The following is a 16,112-nucleotide window of genomic DNA, read 5'->3' as shown; positions in this document are numbered from 1 at the left end:
AACCCCCGCCAGCAATGGTGGCTTTAGCCCGGGTGTTCACCTCTTCCCATTCCGAACAGAGCCGTTAAGCCCCGGTGCGCCTATGGTACTGCCTTCACCGGTGGGAGAGTCGGTCGCCGCCAACCTTTTTTTGTAACGCCTGCCGCTTTTTCCAGCGGCAGGCGTTTTGCTTTTCTACCCCCGCAGTATGTTATTGCTGATTATACCATGCTGCCATTAGGCTTTAACAAGTTGTATTTTTGCCTACTTATTTATTTAATCTATTAAAATTTGTGCAAGTTTCGCCGGCACGTTATAGTCGCAGTATTGATTGGGTGACGGTGCTACTTTATGTGGTGCTGGTTGGAATAGGATGGGTTTGTATTTATGCCTCTAGCTATTCGCCAGATGCTCCTGCAAATCCATTGAGTGCGTTGAGCTTTGATAAGCTGATGGCATTCAATTGGTTTAAGCAATTATTGTGGATTGCAACAGCCGTTGTGCTAATTGTTGTGCTATTAGTAGTCGACTATAAGGCCTATGATACACTCGCTTATGCTTTATATGGGGGAATGATAGTGTTGCTATTGGTGACAATGTTCGTGGCCCGGCCTATTGCAGGGTCAAGGTCGTGGTTGGAATTGGGGCCGGTTCGTTTGCAGCCGGCGGAGTTTGCAAAATTTACGACTGCATTGGCGGCTTCCCGATTCATGGCTAGCATTAACCTCCGGTACCAAGGCTGGCGTGACCAGTTGGTACTGGCGGGAATTACGCTATTGCCGCCCTTACTCATAGTTGCGTCTAATGAATCTGGACAGGCTCTTGTGTTCGGGGCGCTGCTGTTGGCTTATTTCCGGGAGGGGATGTCGCCGCTCATATTGTTGCTGTTGGCAGCAGCGGGCATTATTTTATTGCTGGCCTTACTGGTGCCCAAGGTTTGGTTGTTTGCGGCGTTTACAGTGATGCTATTGGGCGTTTTGGGGCTCAATCGGCGTGTATTACGGCATCATTTGCCGCTTGCATTAGGCGTGTGGGTGGCGGTGATGGGGATGGTAATTGGGGTAGACTTCTTTTACAACAAAGTGCTCCAGCCCCACCAGCGGCAACGAATTGAGGTTCTGATAAATCCATCATCTGACCCACTAGGGAAAGGTTGGAATGTGACGCAAAGCAAGATTGCCATTGGGTCTGGTGGGTTTGTGGGCAAGGGATTTTTGCAGGGCACTCAAACGAAGTTTGACTTTGTCCCTGAGCAAAGCACGGATTTTATCTTCTGTACAGTTGGGGAGGAATTTGGGTGGATGGGTAGTTTAGTCGTTATTGGATTATATCTGACACTGCTTTGGCGTATTATTTACGTAGCGGAACGGCAGAAATCAGTTTTTGGGCGCACATACGGCTATTGTGTGGCGAGTGTGCTCTTCTTTCACATTACTGTGAATATGGGAATGACCATGGGGCTGGCCCCAGTAGTGGGCATTCCACTGCCATTCTTTAGCTATGGTGGTTCGTCATTGTGGTCGTTTACCATTCTGCTTTTTAGCTTGTTGGCGCTGGATGCGTATCGCAAGCAGGACTTGGTGCGCTGATGAGAAGCGAACGGGTGCCCACTTTGATATTATTGATATTGGCGGGAGTTCACCTGTTCGCGTTGAGTTGGGCATTAAGTAGAGGGGTTTGGGATTTCCCGGATTCTGGTAGGTACTTGCAAGCAGCGCAAAATTTGTGGCTGCATGGGGAGTTGTACGCAAGGTCGTGGCCGGGAAAATTGCCGCAAGGACAGGCGGTGCAGGAGTTCACCATCCGAACGATAGGTTATCCTTTGGCCTTGCTGGCAACTGGAGCAACCGTGATTTCGCCGGTGGTGCTGTTGGTAGTACAGAATGGATTAAGCTTGCTAAATATCGGGTTGGTGATGAGGTGGTGGGCGCGGTGGGCGCGGCCGAACATGAGGGAACGGCTGGTGGCAATTTTGGGCGTACTGTCTTTTCCAGCCCAATTTATCTATGCTAATGCAGTGATGAGCGAAATGCTGCTGCAAAGTGTAGTGGTGGGGATGATGGCGGCCGGCATGTATTATATCAAAACCGGGCAGAGGCGCTATTTTGCTGTTATAGTTGGGGCTTCGGTGCTGGCATTGCTGCTGAAACCAGTTTTTTATCCGCTGGCCGTGGTGATAGCGGGGGCGGGCGGGCTGCTGGCATGGCGCCGTCGGCAAATGGTATTGGGGCTTATTGGACTGGTACCTATCTTGGTTGTGGGGCTTTACATGGGCTGGAATAAGCAGCGGACAGGATATTTCCACTTTTCAAGCATTGCCGAAATCAATCTGTTGCACTACAATGCGGCTGGCGTAGTGCGGCAAACACAGGGACTGGAAGCGGAAGAATTGTGGGTGGCGTCTATTCTTCGGGAAGTCAATGCGCAGCCCGATTTTGCCACGCGGCAGCACCTGATTCAGGCCCGGGCCAGAGCCGTGCTGTGGGCGCACCCGGTGGTGTATGCGCGGCAGCACGCGCAGGGAATGGCCATCTTTTTTTTGGACCCGGGCCGGTTTGATTTGAGCGAATTCCTGCGTTTAAAAGTGCCGGGGAGTGGCTTGCTGGCCCAAGCCAGAGCGGGTAGTTTGCTCCGGGCACTGGGGCGCTTGCCGCTCGGGCTGATGACGTTGTTGAGCATGGTGCTGCTTGCTAACGTGGCCCGGCTGATGCTGGCGGTGCGCGGGTTTTGGCGGCTGCGGAATAGTGGGCCAATGTTGCGCTACGGCCGGTGGCTGGCGGCAGGACTGTTGTTGTACGTGGCGTTGCTGACAGGACCTTTAGGGGCGGCGCGGTTTCTGGTGCCCGTGTGGCCGTTGCTGTTCGGGCTAGCGTTGATGGGGCTGCGGCGAGGCGAATTACTGTTGCTGCCCAATAAGAAGGCGGCGCCAGTGCGTGAAGACGAGCGCCAGCGCTGAGCAGAAGGCTGGAGCAGCCAGGTAGCCCATGCGGCCCAAGTCGCCGGAAAGCAGCATGTGAACGGCAACGACAACAAGCAGGCCTATTTCAGCCCCGCCTAAAGAACTGTAGAACGGCTGTGGTACTGCGGTTGTGAACCTCCTGCTCAGCCAGAAAGCGAGCGGAAGAATCAGCGTAAAGAGGCCGAAAATACTCAGTAGCTCACCTAGTCCTTTGGCGGAAGCGGCCCGTTGGAGGGAGTAGGAGATGTTCTCAAAGTGCTCCAATGCATTGGATACCGATTGGGTGGCTGGGGCACCCAGGTGGCGGTCTACCACATAATGGACGATGAATAGCACGGCCAGGCCGCCAGTAAGTGCCAGGAGCTGCCTGGGCCAAGCGAGGTTTTTGCGACCGAACCAGAATAGCCAGGGCAACAGAAATACGTAGGACTCCTTGGCAAGGGGCCCCAGCAGCAACGCCGCTATCAGGGCCCAACGGCCGCCGGAACCGCGCTTGACGGCGTAATAGCTCAGGCCAAAGACTAACAGGTAAAGGCTATCGGTGAGGGGCAGGCCGGCGGCGTATTCGGCCCAACGGCTGGTGAGTACGGCCACCATGGCCAGCGCGGCAGCTTCGGGCGAAGCGCCGGTGAGGCGGGCGGCGTTGAACCAACACGCGCCAGCGGCGGCCAATAGTAAGCAGTTGACCAGATAAAACGCAAAGCGAAGGGGCCACAATCCGGCGGGGCGTTGAGGCCACACCCGGCCGTATAGTTTGGCGATGGGCGCGGCGACTACGGCCGCAGCCGCGGGCACAAGCACCCGGTAGCGGTGTGTGACGCGGACACTGTCGAACCGCCCGGCCGCCATGCGCAGGTAGCTGCGGGTATCGGGCGAGTGCGAGAAATCGAAGTGCACGTACATCGGGTAGGCCAGGTTAGCCAGGGTGGCCACTGCCAGCAGCCACGGCAAAAGCCAACGGCGCAGCCGGGGACCAAAAACGGGCAACTTCGAGAGAACCGCGAGATTAGGCAAACTTGCGCTCAATGAGCTTCAAAAGTTTGTTGACATGCTCTTCCTTGCGGCTCCAATCGTAGCGTTGCGATAAGTCGCCGGTGACGTAGGCACGGGCCTGGTCGGCGGTGGGCAACGAATCGAGGTGCTGAATGGCGGCATGGTAATCCATGTTCTCACCCCCAAACAACTCGTTGATGAAGCTGAAGCGCTGGTTGATGGAAATGGCCTCGCGCAGGGTTTCGACTTTGGGACCAGCGCGCTCGGCCAGCGAAGCCGGCGCCGTGGTAGCGCGCAAGGTTTCGGCCAAAGCCGGAGCGGGTGATTGACTGGCTTTCAGCTTTTCGTGAAGGGGGACGCTGGCCGAGTCGACGTTAGGCAACGGGCGAACCGGCGCGGTGGGGACTACTATTTTGAGTGCCTCCGGAGCTACTGCCGCTACCGGCGCGGCTACGGGTGGCGGTGGGGTGGGGGCGGCCACAAACGTGGGAACTGCTACCGGTACAGGCTCGGGAGCTGCTACAGACGCTGGCGCCGGGGCCGGAGGAGCAGCCAGGGGGGGAGCAACGGGCACACTGGAGGCGGATACCGGTCCATCTTCGAGTAAATCGGCCGTGGTCAGGGGCAGGAGGGCGCTAAGCTCGGTAACGAGGCGTTGCATGGGCTGGTGCGCCTTGTAGTTGGCGGCGTGGTAGAGCTCGAAGCGGTGCTCCAGAAAATCACGGCTCAAATCGCCACTGGTGGACAGGCTGTCGACAAAACCTTGAAAAAAAGCTTTGTCAATGTCGAGGTAGCGCAGGTTGTCGCGCAGGCCGGCCAGCGTGGGCGATTCTGTGCTGCCGAGCAGTAGGCGCTGGAAGCTGCCAGCCGGGTCGGCCACGATGCCGAGGGTATCGGCGGCGGCCTGGGCCAGCAGCGGCTCGAAAGCGGCGCGGCTCAGGCTGATGTGGCGCGACAGCACGTTCATGAATTGCGCGAGCGCGGCCTGCACGGGGGCCGTTTCGAAGTTAAAGTAAGGGCTGCGCAGGCGGGCGGTTTCGGCTTGCCATTGGCCCAGCAACTGGCGCACGACCAGCAGGTTGAGCTGGCGCACTGGCGTGAGTTTGAGGATGGCCGGGCCATCGAGCGTGGCGGTGGGCTGGGAGCCGAAGTGCTGGTCGCAGAGCCGGGCGGCCAAGCGGCGGCCGTAGTGTGCGCACTTGACGAGGCTATATTTGTCGTTCATAAAAAGGCCGGGTTTCGGTGGCCGAAGTTAGGCATAAATGGCCCTGTTAACGATTGAAAACTTGCCCGGAGCGGCCGTGAAGGTGCCTGCGGGGTCTACGCTATTCGCGGCGCTGCAAGCCGCGGGCCACGACTGGATGCACGCCTGTGGTGCCAAAGGGCGCTGCACTACCTGCCGCCTACAGGTGCAGGCCGGCGCGGAAAACCTCAGCCCACCCTCCGAGGCCGAACTGCGCTACCGGGCCGCCGGGCGCCTGCTGGCCACCGAACGGCTGGCGTGCCAGGCCCGGCTGCCCACCGGCGAAGTGGTGGGCCGCGTGCCCGAAGCGACCAAACTGCCCCATGTGCAGTACAGCTAGGCTTCTACGCTGACGTAGCGAGTTAAAAGTTAAAAGTTAAAAGGGAGGAGTTAAAAGTTAAAAGGGAGGAGTTAAAAAGGAGCCGTCAATTTTTAACTCCTTCCTTTTAACTCAATTACTAACGCCGGCCTGCTGAAATTATTGACCAACCGGCCCGGTTGCCGGAACAACAGGCGGTCAAGCTGTTTGCATGAGCACCGCGGCGAACGGGACGGGCGCCGGGTTTCGCTCTCCGCCGTTCGTTCCTAACTTTAGGATTCCAAACCGTTTCAAGCCCACCAATACTTTGTTTATCGAACCCCGCGTCGGCAACCGCCACAACGCCCCCCGCCGGGGCTGGATTGAGGTGGTGTGCGGCTCCATGTTTTCGGGCAAAACCGAAGAACTCATTCGGCGGCTCACCCGCGCCCGCATTGCGCGGCAGCACGTCGAAATATTTAAACCGGCCCTCGACACCCGCTACCACGCCGAAGACGTGGTGAGCCACAACGCGGCCCGCATCCGGTCCACGCCGGTGGCCATTGCCTCCGAAATCCTGCTGCTCGCCGCCGGTTCCGACGTGGTGGGCATCGACGAAGGACAGTTTTTTGACGACTCGTTGGTGGACGTATGCGCGCAGCTGGCCAACAACGGCACCCGCGTCATCGTGGCCGGGCTTGACATGGACTACCTGGGCCGGCCGTTCGGGCCCATGCCGGCGCTGCTGGCCACGGCCGAATTCGTGACCAAGGTGCACGCCGTGTGCGTGTGCTGCGGCGAAATTGCTTCGTATTCTTACCGGATTGCCGCCAGCGAAAGCCAGGTGCTGCTCGGCGAAACCGACTCGTACGAAGCCCGCTGCCGGCCGTGTTTCCTGGGCGGCATGCAAACCAAAGTGCCGGCTCCGGAGGCCCGTTCGACGGCCACGCACTAAAGCGCCGAGCCGTGCGTTGACATTGGCAAAAACGGCCCTGCGGCTGCTTCTATCTTACTTTGTGTTTTGGCTGAGCGTATGTCCCACATTTTCCGTTGCTTGCTTACGTTGAGTGGTTTACTGCTGTTTGCCAGTCCCGGCCGGGCCCAAAGCACGGCCGGCTACGGCGACTGGCAGCTCCACTTGCCTACCAATCATCCCCAGCGCTTGGCTGATACCGGCGACCGGGTGTACGTAGCCACCGACAACTCCTTCTATTTCCTGGATAAGAAGCTGAACACAACGCAGGTACTATCGAGCCGCGACGGCCTGCACGATGTCAACGTGGTGGCGATGGCCTACGATTCGGTGACCCGGCAAACCGTGTTGGTGTACCACAATGCCAACATCGACATTCTGCAGCCCAACGGCAGCATTCGCAACCTGAGCGACGTGCTGCGCAAGTCAATTCAAGGCAGCAAAGACATCAACCAAGTGTCTATCAGCGGGAGTAAGGCCTACATATCGACGAGCTTTGGCGTTGTGGTAGTGGATTTGGTCAAGCTGGAAATCAGCGACACGTACGCTAATATTGGCCCCGGTGGCGCCGTGGTGAACGTGTACGACGCCGCCGTTGCAAACGGCGCCTTGGTGGTAGCAACCTCAGTGGGATTGTTGCGAGGCCAATTAACCAGCAACCTGCTGGATTACCACAGTTGGACGCAGTACCTGCCCGTGCCGGCTGGCACCGCCTCGCAACATATTTATCGTTTCGTGGCCGCCTATGCCGGACAGGTATATGCGGCCGTGGAAGGCGCGGGCTCGGCGGTGTTTAAATTTTCGGCCGGGGCCTGGGTTTCGATGCCGGGTACGTATACCGGGCAGTTTCGCAGCCTGCGGGCCGACATCAATGGGCTGTATGTAGTTGATAACGATTCCGGGGTGCGCCGCATCAACGCGAGCGGAGCCGTGACTGTAGTGGTGCCACGCACTCCCAATACTTCCACCAATGATGCGGTGCGCTCACGCGACGGCAGCTATTACGTAGCCAATTACCAACTGGGCCTGCAGCACGTGTACCCCGGCACGGGCAAGGCCACCGAATCATTCGTCGCCAATGGCCCCGAAAGCAGCCTTGCCTTTAGTATTCTGGCCGATTCCCGCAGCAATACGGTGGACATATTCACCGGGGGCTACTCGGAACGGTATTTCCCCAATGGCTACCGGGCGGGCTTCTACGAATACGCCGCTGGGCAGTGGACCAATATTACCTCGACTACTTATCCAAGTACCACAAATTACCCCAATCCGCTTAGCCCTGTGCGCGGCACCCGTACACCCGATGGCACGCTGTACGTGGGCCACAATGGCGGCGGCTTGCTCGAATGGAAAGGCCCCGGTAATTGGCGGCAGTTTGGGCAAGGCGCTCCGGCCGGCAGCCCATTATTGGGCACGTTTGGCGGCGGCAACAACCGCGTGGAGGTCACCGACTTGGCCGCTACCGCCGAGGGCAAGGTGTGGGTGGTGAACCGACACATACAATCAGGAATTTCGGGCTTATTTCTTTTTGACCCGGCCGCCACCACCTGGCAAACCATTCCGTGGGTAACGGGGCTGGAGGTTCTGGAACGCATCGCGCTGGACGACAACGGCTATGCCTGGGTATCGGTGTCACGCAAAACCGACAACTCCAGCGTTGGTGGCCCCGCTTTTGGCTTGTACGCTATCGACCCGGACTTGGTGGCCCCTAACCCGCCGCGTCTTTTTAATGTGTCCTCGGGCTTGCCGGATAACCAGATTTATGAATTGGCCAAGGACCGGCGCGGCTACATCTGGGCCGCTACCATCAAGGGCGTAGCCGTTTTCAACGACCCCTCGGGGCCGTTCCAGTCCACCCTGGGGTTTACGCTGCCCATTGTGCGCCGGGGCGATGGCACGGGCTTCCCGGCCTTGTTTAGTGAGGCCGTGCGGTGCATGGCCGTGGACGGCGGCGACCGCAAATGGTTTGGCACCGACCACGGCCTGTGGCTCTTCAGCCCCGACGCCGATGAGTCGCTGCTCCACTTCACCACTGCCAACAGCCCGTTGCCATCCGACCGCATTGTGGATGTGAAAGTGAACGACAAAACCGGCGAAGTTTGGGTGGCCACCGATGCCGGCGTGGTTACCTATCGCGGCTCCGCCACCGTCACAGAAGGCGCCCCGCACTGCACGGCCGTGTTTCCCAACCCCGTCCGGCCCGATTTTGTGGGCACCGTGGGCATTACGGGCTTGGCCAATAACGCCTTGGTGAAAATAACCGACGTGGCCGGACACCTCGTCTATGCCACCACGGCCAGCGGTGGCGCCGTTACCTGGAACATGACGAAGCCCGACGGCGAACGCGTTCGTTCAGGTATCTACCTGGTATTGTCGTCTGACGCCGACGGCAAAAACGGTTGCGTGAGCAAAGTAGCGGTGCTCAGTAAATGATTTTTTGGTGTGCTGATTAGTTGATGTGCTGTCGGTCTTCAACACAGCATTTTAAGTTACATCAACACGTCAAAAGATGCTCATTAAGACCCGAGGCATCGTCCTCAGCTACCTGAAATACCGCGAAACGAGCATCATTGCCCGCATATACACCGAGCGGCTGGGCGTGCAGAGCTACGTGGTGAATGGCGTGCGGAAGGCCAAGCCGCCGGGGCGCATTGCGCTGTTCCAGCCGTTTACGCTGCTGGAACTGGTGGCCTACGTGGCGCGGGGCAGCGGCGGCCTCACCCGCCTGTCGGAGTTTCGCTGCGCGGAGCCCTTCCTCACGCTGCCGTTCGAGGTGCAGAAAAGCAGCGTCGTATTATTTCTGTCCGAAGTGGTAGGGCGCGCCGTGCGCGAGGAAGAGCAGAACGAGCCCCTCTTTCAGTTTCTGCACGATTCCATTCTGTCCTTCGACCAGCAAACTACGGGCTCTGAAAACTTTGCCCTGGTCTTCCTGCTGAAGCTGGCCACTTACCTGGGTTTCGGCGTCAGCTCCGGGGGCGAGCTGACCGACCAGGTGGTGATGGCCGGCCACGCGGCGACCAGCAAAGGCGCAACCGGCCCCGCCACGCTGCGCCTGCGTGAGTTCGATGCCTACCTCGATGAGCTGCTGCGCGACCCGGCCACGAGCACCATCCCCAACGGCCGGGTGCGGCACGAGCTGCTGAACGTCCTTATTCGCTACTACCAGCTGCACGTCGAGCAGATGGGCGAAATCCGGTCGCTGGACATTTTATCGCAGGTGCTGGCAGAGTAGCCCGCGCCCGGCGGCTTACTTGAAATCAACCAGCTCCACTTCGAAGCGGAGCACTGCGTTGGCCGGAATGTCGGCCCCGGCCCCGCGGGGGCCGTAGGCCAGTGGCGAGGGAATGAGCAAAATGGCTTTGCTGCCTTTGGTCAGCATCGCAATGCCCTGGTCCCAGCCCGGAATAACCTGGCCCTGGCCCAGCGGAAACGCAATGGGCTCGTTGCCGTGCTTGGCCGACGAATCGAATTCTTTGCCCGTAGCCATCACGGTGCCGCGGTACAGCACGCGCACGGTCTGGCCCTTTTTGGGCGGCAGGCCCTTGCCGGCGCGGGTCACGACGTAATAGGTGCCGCCCAAGGTCTTTTTAACCAATAGCTTATTTTTTTTCGCGTAAGCCAGGATAAGCGCGTTGTCTTTGGTGGTTTGGGCGGCGGCCAGCACTTCGCCCTGCCGGTCGTGCTCGGCCTGCTGCTGCTGCAGGCGGGCCGTCATTTCGGCCGTGGTGAGCAGCTCGCGGGCGCTGGCCAGCACTTGCAGCGTGTTGCCGCTTTTCTTGATGAACGGGGGCACCGGCTGGCGGAAAGTTTTGGCAAACACCGTATCGGCGGGGAAGCGAAATACCGCGCTGTCGCCGGGCAGCAGCAGGCCCAGGGCTTCTTCCAGGCCACCGGGCACGGGCTGGGCGGGGAGGGCCACCGGCTGCGGCGTGGGCTGCATCTGGCGCGAGTTCATAAGGACTGAGTCGCGGCCCGTGCGAAATTCCATGAACACGGTGAGCACCTTGCCCGCCCGGCTGGCGTAGGGCTCATCGGTGGGCGCCAGCGCCCGCGGCTGGTAGTGGCCGGCCGCGTCCTTGTGAAACAGGCGGTATTCGGTGCCCGTGGGCAGGCGGGAAAATGTTGGCCCCGGTGCCTGTGCATGGCTGGGCTGCGCGATGGTAAATAGCGCACAGACCGCGCCGAGAAGGAAATATCGCATCAGAAGTTGTAGTTGGGTGACCAGTGCTGGTCGTTAGCAAAAGGGGATATTGGGGGCTTGAGCAACTGATAATCGGGCCCAATAACCAACCGATTAAAGAATAATTAGCGCACGCTCAGCACCAGCAACTCAAATACCAACTCGGTGTTGGGCGGAATCAGGAAACGGGTTTCGTCGTCGGGGTCGCGCACGCCCTTGGTGCCGTAGGCCAGCGCGGCCGGTATCCAGGCTCGCACGCGGGAGCCCGCCGGCACCAGCGGTAGCAGCTCATCCCAGCCCGGAATGACCTCGCCCCGGCCCACCCGGAACCGGAGTGGCCCGCCCGATGCCACGGTGGCGTCAAAAACGTGGCCATCGGGCAAAAAACCGGTGTAGCGCACGGCTACGCGGCTGCCAATCCCGGCTTGCGGCCCCGTGCCCCGCTCCCGAAACACAAAGCGCACCCCGCTCGGCGTATGGTGCAGAACGAGGTGCGCAGTATCGGAATCGGTGGCGGTAATTGGCGCGCTGGGGGTGTTCGGCACGGCGGGCTTGGTGCCCGGTTGGGCGCTGGCCGGTACGGCCGCAAGGAATGCCAAGAGGAGCCCTCCGCTGCTCATCCCGTGCCAAATGCCAGCCGTCGGCCCCAAGGATATAGCCTTAAAAAACGTCGATGATTTCCACGTCATACGACAGCGCTGCATCGGGAGGGACAATCGTTGCGCCAGTAGCAGAATTGGCTTGGCCACTGGGCCCAAATGCCAGGCGCGATGGAATAAGCAATAGCTTGCGGTCGCCTTGATGCATGAGCAGCAGCCCTTCGGTAAAACCGGCGCCCCGGCCTTCGCCGCCCACCGTGAAAACAGTGCAGCTGCATGCCGTGTGATTGTCTGCGGAGTTATCAAAAATACTGCCGGCCGGAAAGTTAGCGTTGCCATACGAAACGGCGTAGCCCGTTGAGCTGGGGTGCGCGCCATTGCTCAAAAACCGCCCGATGTACTTAACCCGCACTTGCTTGCCCGTGGTCACGGGGGTGCCCGTGCCCGCAGTAATGTTTACCACATACAAGCCGGAGTTAGTTCGCGTCGCGCTGTTAACCAGATTGCTGCGCTGCAGGTAGTGCTGAATCGTGTCCTCATCGATGATTTTCAGCTGGCTTTCGTGTTCGGACAGCTGCTTTTGAAGGGCAGTCTGGGTATTGCAGCTCCACAGGGTGGGGGCCGCCAGCAGCAGGCCAAACGCCAACAGCAAAAAGCGCGAACGCAGCAGAATATTTTTCATGGCGAAAGAGGATAAAAGGATTCCGACCAACGGAGGCCCGGGCAGCAGTGCCGCGCCGCCCGTTGGCCGGAATAAAGAACTTGCTAATAATTATTGAATGTCAACCAGTTCTACTTCGAAGCGAAGGGGTGAATCAGCGGGAATATCGGCCCCAGCGCCGCGAGTACCGTAGGCCAGCGACGAAGGAATGAGCAGAATGGCTTTGGAACCCTTGTTGAGCAGGGCAATGCCCTCGTCCCAGCCCGGAATCACGGCACCCTGGCCGATGGGGAAGTCAATTGGCTTGCCGGCTTTGTCCGACGAATCGAACAATTTGCCGCTCAGCAGCGTGCCGTTGTAGTTCACGCTCACCGTTTGGCCCGCCTTGGGCACAGGGCCGGTGCCGGGCTTCAGCACCTGGTAGTAGATGCCCGAGGGCGTCTTCTGCACGTTCAGGCCGTTTTTCTTGATGTAATCCTGCAGCACGGCGTCGTCCTTTTTCAACTGGGCCTGCACGGCGGGCGCGGCCATGGCCTTGGCCTGGGCGTCCTTCTGGGCCTCCATCTGCTTCTTGTATTCGGGCGAGGCCAGGCGTTGCTTCATCTGGGCGGCCATGGCGCGCTTTTGCAGCTCGGGCTGCATGGCTTTGGCTTCGGCTTCGGTGATGAGCTTGGGCTCAGTGGACACGAACATCATCACCACGTTGCCACCATTACGCAGAAACTTAGGCACCGGCTGGCCCGATTTGGGCTTGATGAGCGAATCGACCTGGAAGCGGAACACGCCGCTGTCGCCGGGCTGGAGCATGGACAGGGCCTCGTCGGGCGCGCCTTTTTGCTTCAGCTCCAGCAGGGGCAGGGGCACGGGCAGGCCCACGTCGCGGCGGGTGTTCTGCAACACCGAGTCCTTACCGGTGCGGTACTGCATGTTACCGAGCAGGAATTTACCAACCCGGTCTTTGTAGGTCGGGTCGCCGTCGGGGCCAATTTCGCGCCGCTCGTAGCTTTTGCCGTCTTTTTTGAAGATTTTGTACTCGATGCCGGACTTGGTCTTGGCAAAGTCACCACCGCCTTTGTTACAGGCCGTGAGGGAAGCGAAGCCCAGCAGGCCGGCCGCCAGGGCCAGCTGCCGCGCGGAGCGGGAGGAAAAACGCATGAAATTGAAAGAGATGAAAAAACAGAAACGGTTCAAAGTTACGCTACCGGCGGCGCTACGGCAGCAGGCACGCCCGTAAGCTGCTCTTTATACTCGGGCAGGATGCCGAGGAAGCGCTCCACGGTTGCATCCAGGGGTTCGTAGCTGATGCCGCCGGCGGCGTTGTGGTGCCCCCCACCGTCGAAATGCCGCCGCGAAAAGTCGCTGACGGAGAAGCTGCCCACCGAGCGAAAAGAAATTTTGACGGCCACGCCGCGGTCGATGAAAACAGCCGCAAACACAATGCCCTCAATGCTGAGGGCATAATTCACGAGGCCTTCGGTGTCGCCGGTTTTGCTCTGGTACTGGCGCAACTCGTCCTGCGTAATGGCGATGTAGGCGGTGTTGAATTCGCGGTTCACCACCAGTTTATCCTTCAGGATAAAGCCCAGGAAGCGCAGGCGGATTTCGGAGTGCGAGTCGTAGATGCGGCGGTGCACCGACGACAAATCGATGTTAACCTTGAGCAGCTCGGCAATAATCAAGTGCACGTTGCGCGAGGTGCTGGGGTGGCGGAACGAGCCCGTATCGGTCATAATGCCCGCGTAGAGGGCTTCGCCAATGCCTGTGGTGATGAGGTCCTGGTCGCCCAGGTCGCGGATGATTTCGAAAATCAATTCGGCCGTGGCCGCGGCCGTGGGCACCGAAAACGTAATGTCGGCAAAATCCTCGGGCTCCTGGTGGTGGTCGATGAGGACTTTGGTGGCGCTGGCCTGGCGCACGTACTCGCCCAGCTCGTTGATGCGGCCCAGGCAGCTGAAATCGAGACAGCAGATGACCTCGGCGCGGCTCACCAGGTCGCGGACCTGGCGGTCGTTCTGGCGGCGGTCGTACACCACCACTTCGTCGTTGCCCTCCATCCAGTTCAGAAACGCGGGATAATCGGAAGGGGTGACGACGGTGACGTGGTGGCCTTTTTGTTTGAGGTAACCAGCCCAGGCCAGCGATGAGCCCAAGGCGTCGGCGTCGGGCTTGTGGTGGGTGGTGATAACAACCTGTTTGGGCTGCGCGAGCAACGCTTGCAGGGCGGAAATGGAACTAGACATCGACAACGTGAATGGCCCAGAGCCGGAAAAAATAACTGAGGGCCGGTGGCTTACGAATAATTGGGTCGGCAAAAGTCGGAATAAATCTTGTCTTAACAACGCCGCCCCCCCGGAAGGTTCTTGCTGCCTATCTCAATGGCCTGTCTAACCCGGCCAAGGCAACCCGTGAGCTTTATGGCTACTTTTGCCCTACAAATAACTTTTCAACCAACCTAGCAGCCCCCCAAATGGCCACCAACCGCACATTCACGATGATTAAGCCCGACGCCGTCCAGGACAACCACATCGGTGGTATCCTGAGCATGATTGAGGCCGGCGGTTTCCGCATCGTGGAACTCCAAAAAATTAATCTCAGCGCCGAGCGCGCCGGCCAGTTCTACGCCGTGCACGCCGAGCGTCCGTTCTACAACGACCTGGTGAGCTACATGTCGAGCGGCCCCATCGTAGCGGCCGTGCTTGAGAAAGACAACGCCGTGGCTGATTTCCGCACCCTCATCGGCGCTACCAACCCGGCCAACGCCGAGGAAGGCACCATCCGGAAAAAGTACGCCAAGAGCATTGAGGCCAACGCCGTGCACGGCTCCGACTCTGACGAGAATGCCCAGATTGAGGGTGACTTCTTCTTCGGTGCGAAGTAATTCGCAGCTGATTGCAAAGAAAAACCCGCTCTGCGCATTGCAGGGCGGGTTTTTCTTTGTGCCAAAAGCAGACTTTTTTTGTACCCATCTTGTATTGACGGGCTTACTTCAACGGTTGAAACCGATGCGGCCGGAGGTTTTGCTTTCGCTGTTGAAGTCGGCTTTGTCGCGGTTGTAGAGGTCGGCCAGGGTGGTGGCTTGGGTCACGAGCTCGGTTTGGCCGAGGGTGGTGGCCAGGGCCTGGGCTTTTTCTATTGCCAGGGGCTCGAAGCGGTAGGAGGCAATGAGGCGGCCTTTGCGGAGCAGGGCTTTGTCGATGCGGGCCAACTCGGCGTTGAAGGTGCAGACAATCTGGATGTGGAAGCCGTCGGACAGCAGCCCGTCGGACAGGTTCAGCAGGTTGCTGACGGCGTTGCCACCCTGGCCGTCGCGTTTGGCCAGCAGCTCTTCCGCGTCTTCAATCAGTAGAATGGAGTTGGTGTTGTCGTGCAGCAGATTGATGAATTCGGGGTCGGCGATGCGAGCGGCCAGGTTGGGCGGAATGAACAGCTTGGGCTTGTCGGTGAGGCCGCAGAGGTGGCGGATGTAGCTGGTTTTGCCGGTGCCGGGCGGGCCGTGCAGGATGACGATGCCCTTTTCTTCGGGCTGCTGCAGGCGGCGCAGAATGGATTCGTGCGCGGGCAGCAGGTCGTCGTTGTAGTGCGTGACCAGGTCCAGGGCCGGAATTTTGATGGGCAACGGGGTAAACTCCAGGTCGTTGAAGGCCAGGCGCAGCACCTGAATACGCTGGCGCTCCAACTGCCCGGTTTCGAGCTGGGCCATGAGCTGCTCGCGCACCTGCGCCAGCAGCGCCGCATCGGTCTGCGGCGAATACAGGAGCTGAGCGGTGCGGTCGCCGTACGGCCCGCGGTCGTAGAAACACAGCAGCAAATGCGGCCCCAGGCTGACGGCATAATGGCCGATGTCCGGCTTTTTGCCCACTTTCTCCACGTACACCGAATGAGCTACCGTGGCTTGCTCTATATCGTGGGTTTCGGCCAGCGCGGCCAGTACTTTTTGCCGCGCTTCGGCTTCGGCCAGCTGATAAATTTCACGGCGCGGCAGAGCCCCAAAAGCGGCGTAAAACCAGGAGGCTGGCTGGAAATACGCGTCCTTTTCAAAAATATGGGAGAGGTCGGGGGTAGCCACCGGAGGCCAGGAAGCAGTCATACCATTTACTATCGAACCCAAACTACAATAAATAATGGCTTACAGCCCGGAAAGTCGCCCGGCCAGCGTGACCGAAAGGTACGAAATCAGCCTGCCAAAAATCAAGGTATTGCAGCCCGGCTTGACCAAGCCAACGGGTA

General features: G+C 59.3%; 15 protein-coding genes and 1 rRNA gene. 8 read left to right on the top strand and 8 right to left on the bottom strand.

What is annotated here, in order from left to right; translation table 11 throughout:
- Positions 1–13 precede the first annotated feature (13 nt).
- The 3 genes from rrf (at position 14) to J4G38_RS20440 (ending at position 2,935) form a co-directional block, all read left to right on the top strand.
- Positions 14–125, top strand: a 5S ribosomal RNA gene (gene rrf / locus J4G38_RS20450).
- Positions 126–239: 114 nt separating this feature from the next.
- Entirely contained in the window at positions 240–1,568 is a 1,329-nt protein-coding gene (gene rodA, locus J4G38_RS20445) for a rod shape-determining protein RodA (RefSeq protein WP_226163607.1), read from the top strand.
- Positions 1,568–2,935: a hypothetical protein gene (locus J4G38_RS20440; protein ID WP_210520612.1), complete on the top strand. Its 1,368-nt coding sequence runs from the start codon at positions 1,568–1,570 to the stop codon at positions 2,933–2,935. The genes rodA and J4G38_RS20440 overlap by 1 nt, the downstream gene beginning before the upstream one ends.
- Here J4G38_RS20440 and J4G38_RS20435 read toward each other — a convergent pair.
- A complete protein-coding gene (locus J4G38_RS20435; RefSeq protein WP_226163606.1) occupies positions 2,876–3,871 on the bottom strand; it encodes a hypothetical protein in 996 nt (331 codons plus the stop codon). The genes J4G38_RS20440 and J4G38_RS20435 overlap by 60 nt on opposite strands.
- Before the next feature lie 73 nt (positions 3,872–3,944).
- Positions 3,945–5,156, bottom strand: a complete 1,212-nt coding sequence (locus J4G38_RS20430; RefSeq protein WP_210520615.1) for a hypothetical protein — start codon at positions 5,154–5,156, stop codon at positions 3,945–3,947.
- Between the two features lie 37 nt (positions 5,157–5,193).
- Here J4G38_RS20430 and J4G38_RS20425 point away from each other — a divergent pair, with 37 nt between their 5' ends.
- The 4 genes from J4G38_RS20425 (at position 5,194) to recO (ending at position 9,677) form a co-directional block, all read left to right on the top strand.
- Positions 5,194–5,514 carry a 2Fe-2S iron-sulfur cluster-binding protein gene (locus J4G38_RS20425; RefSeq protein ID WP_210520617.1) on the top strand — a complete coding sequence of 107 codons (321 nt, stop codon included), beginning with the start codon at positions 5,194–5,196 and terminating at the stop codon, positions 5,512–5,514.
- A gap of 286 nt (positions 5,515–5,800) precedes the next feature.
- Complete coding sequence (locus J4G38_RS20420) at positions 5,801–6,427, top strand: thymidine kinase (protein ID WP_210520619.1); 627 nt, start codon at positions 5,801–5,803, stop codon at positions 6,425–6,427.
- 108 nt (positions 6,428–6,535) lie between these two features.
- Positions 6,536–8,878: a type IX secretion system anionic LPS delivery protein PorZ gene (gene porZ, locus J4G38_RS20415; protein ID WP_210520621.1), complete on the top strand. Its 2,343-nt coding sequence runs from the start codon at positions 6,536–6,538 to the stop codon at positions 8,876–8,878.
- Positions 8,879–8,954: 76 nt separating this feature from the next.
- On the top strand, positions 8,955–9,677 hold the full coding sequence (gene recO, locus J4G38_RS20410) for a DNA repair protein RecO (RefSeq protein ID WP_210520622.1): 723 nt from the start codon (positions 8,955–8,957) through the stop codon (positions 9,675–9,677).
- 15 nt (positions 9,678–9,692) lie between these two features.
- Here recO and J4G38_RS20405 read toward each other — a convergent pair whose 3' ends face one another.
- The 5 genes from J4G38_RS20405 to J4G38_RS20385 form a co-directional block, all read right to left on the bottom strand.
- The gene (locus tag J4G38_RS20405; protein ID WP_226163605.1) at positions 9,693–10,646 is read right to left on the bottom strand and encodes an FKBP-type peptidyl-prolyl cis-trans isomerase; all 954 of its coding nucleotides are present in this window, start codon (positions 10,644–10,646) and stop codon (positions 9,693–9,695) included.
- Between the two features lie 104 nt (positions 10,647–10,750).
- Positions 10,751–11,224, bottom strand: a complete 474-nt coding sequence (locus tag J4G38_RS20400) for an FKBP-type peptidyl-prolyl cis-trans isomerase (protein WP_210520625.1) — start codon at positions 11,222–11,224, stop codon at positions 10,751–10,753.
- A 61-nt stretch (positions 11,225–11,285) separates the two neighbouring features.
- Positions 11,286–11,906 carry an FKBP-type peptidyl-prolyl cis-trans isomerase gene (locus J4G38_RS20395; RefSeq protein ID WP_210520626.1) on the bottom strand — a complete coding sequence of 207 codons (621 nt, stop codon included), beginning with the start codon at positions 11,904–11,906 and terminating at the stop codon, positions 11,286–11,288.
- 90 nt (positions 11,907–11,996) lie between these two features.
- On the bottom strand, positions 11,997–13,040 hold the full coding sequence (locus J4G38_RS20390) for an FKBP-type peptidyl-prolyl cis-trans isomerase (protein ID WP_210520627.1): 1,044 nt from the start codon (positions 13,038–13,040) through the stop codon (positions 11,997–11,999).
- A 38-nt stretch (positions 13,041–13,078) separates the two neighbouring features.
- Positions 13,079–14,125, bottom strand: a complete 1,047-nt coding sequence (locus tag J4G38_RS20385) for a DHH family phosphoesterase (protein ID WP_210520628.1) — start codon at positions 14,123–14,125, stop codon at positions 13,079–13,081.
- Positions 14,126–14,352: 227 nt separating this feature from the next.
- Here J4G38_RS20385 and J4G38_RS20380 point away from each other — a divergent pair, with 227 nt between their 5' ends.
- On the top strand, positions 14,353–14,763 hold the full coding sequence (locus J4G38_RS20380) for a nucleoside-diphosphate kinase (RefSeq protein ID WP_210520629.1): 411 nt from the start codon (positions 14,353–14,355) through the stop codon (positions 14,761–14,763).
- Between the two features lie 108 nt (positions 14,764–14,871).
- Here the strand turns inward: J4G38_RS20380 and J4G38_RS20375 are convergent, their stop codons facing one another.
- Positions 14,872–15,972 carry an AAA family ATPase gene (locus tag J4G38_RS20375; protein ID WP_210520630.1) on the bottom strand — a complete coding sequence of 367 codons (1,101 nt, stop codon included), beginning with the start codon at positions 15,970–15,972 and terminating at the stop codon, positions 14,872–14,874.
- Between the last annotated feature and the right edge of the window lie 140 nt (positions 15,973–16,112).

The organism is Hymenobacter terricola, from assembly GCF_017921975.2.
GTDB classification, from domain to species: Bacteria; Bacteroidota; Bacteroidia; order Cytophagales; family Hymenobacteraceae; genus Hymenobacter; species Hymenobacter terricola.
The sequence above is the reverse complement of the archived record's forward strand: the minus strand, read 5'-3'. Positions and strand labels throughout refer to the sequence as shown.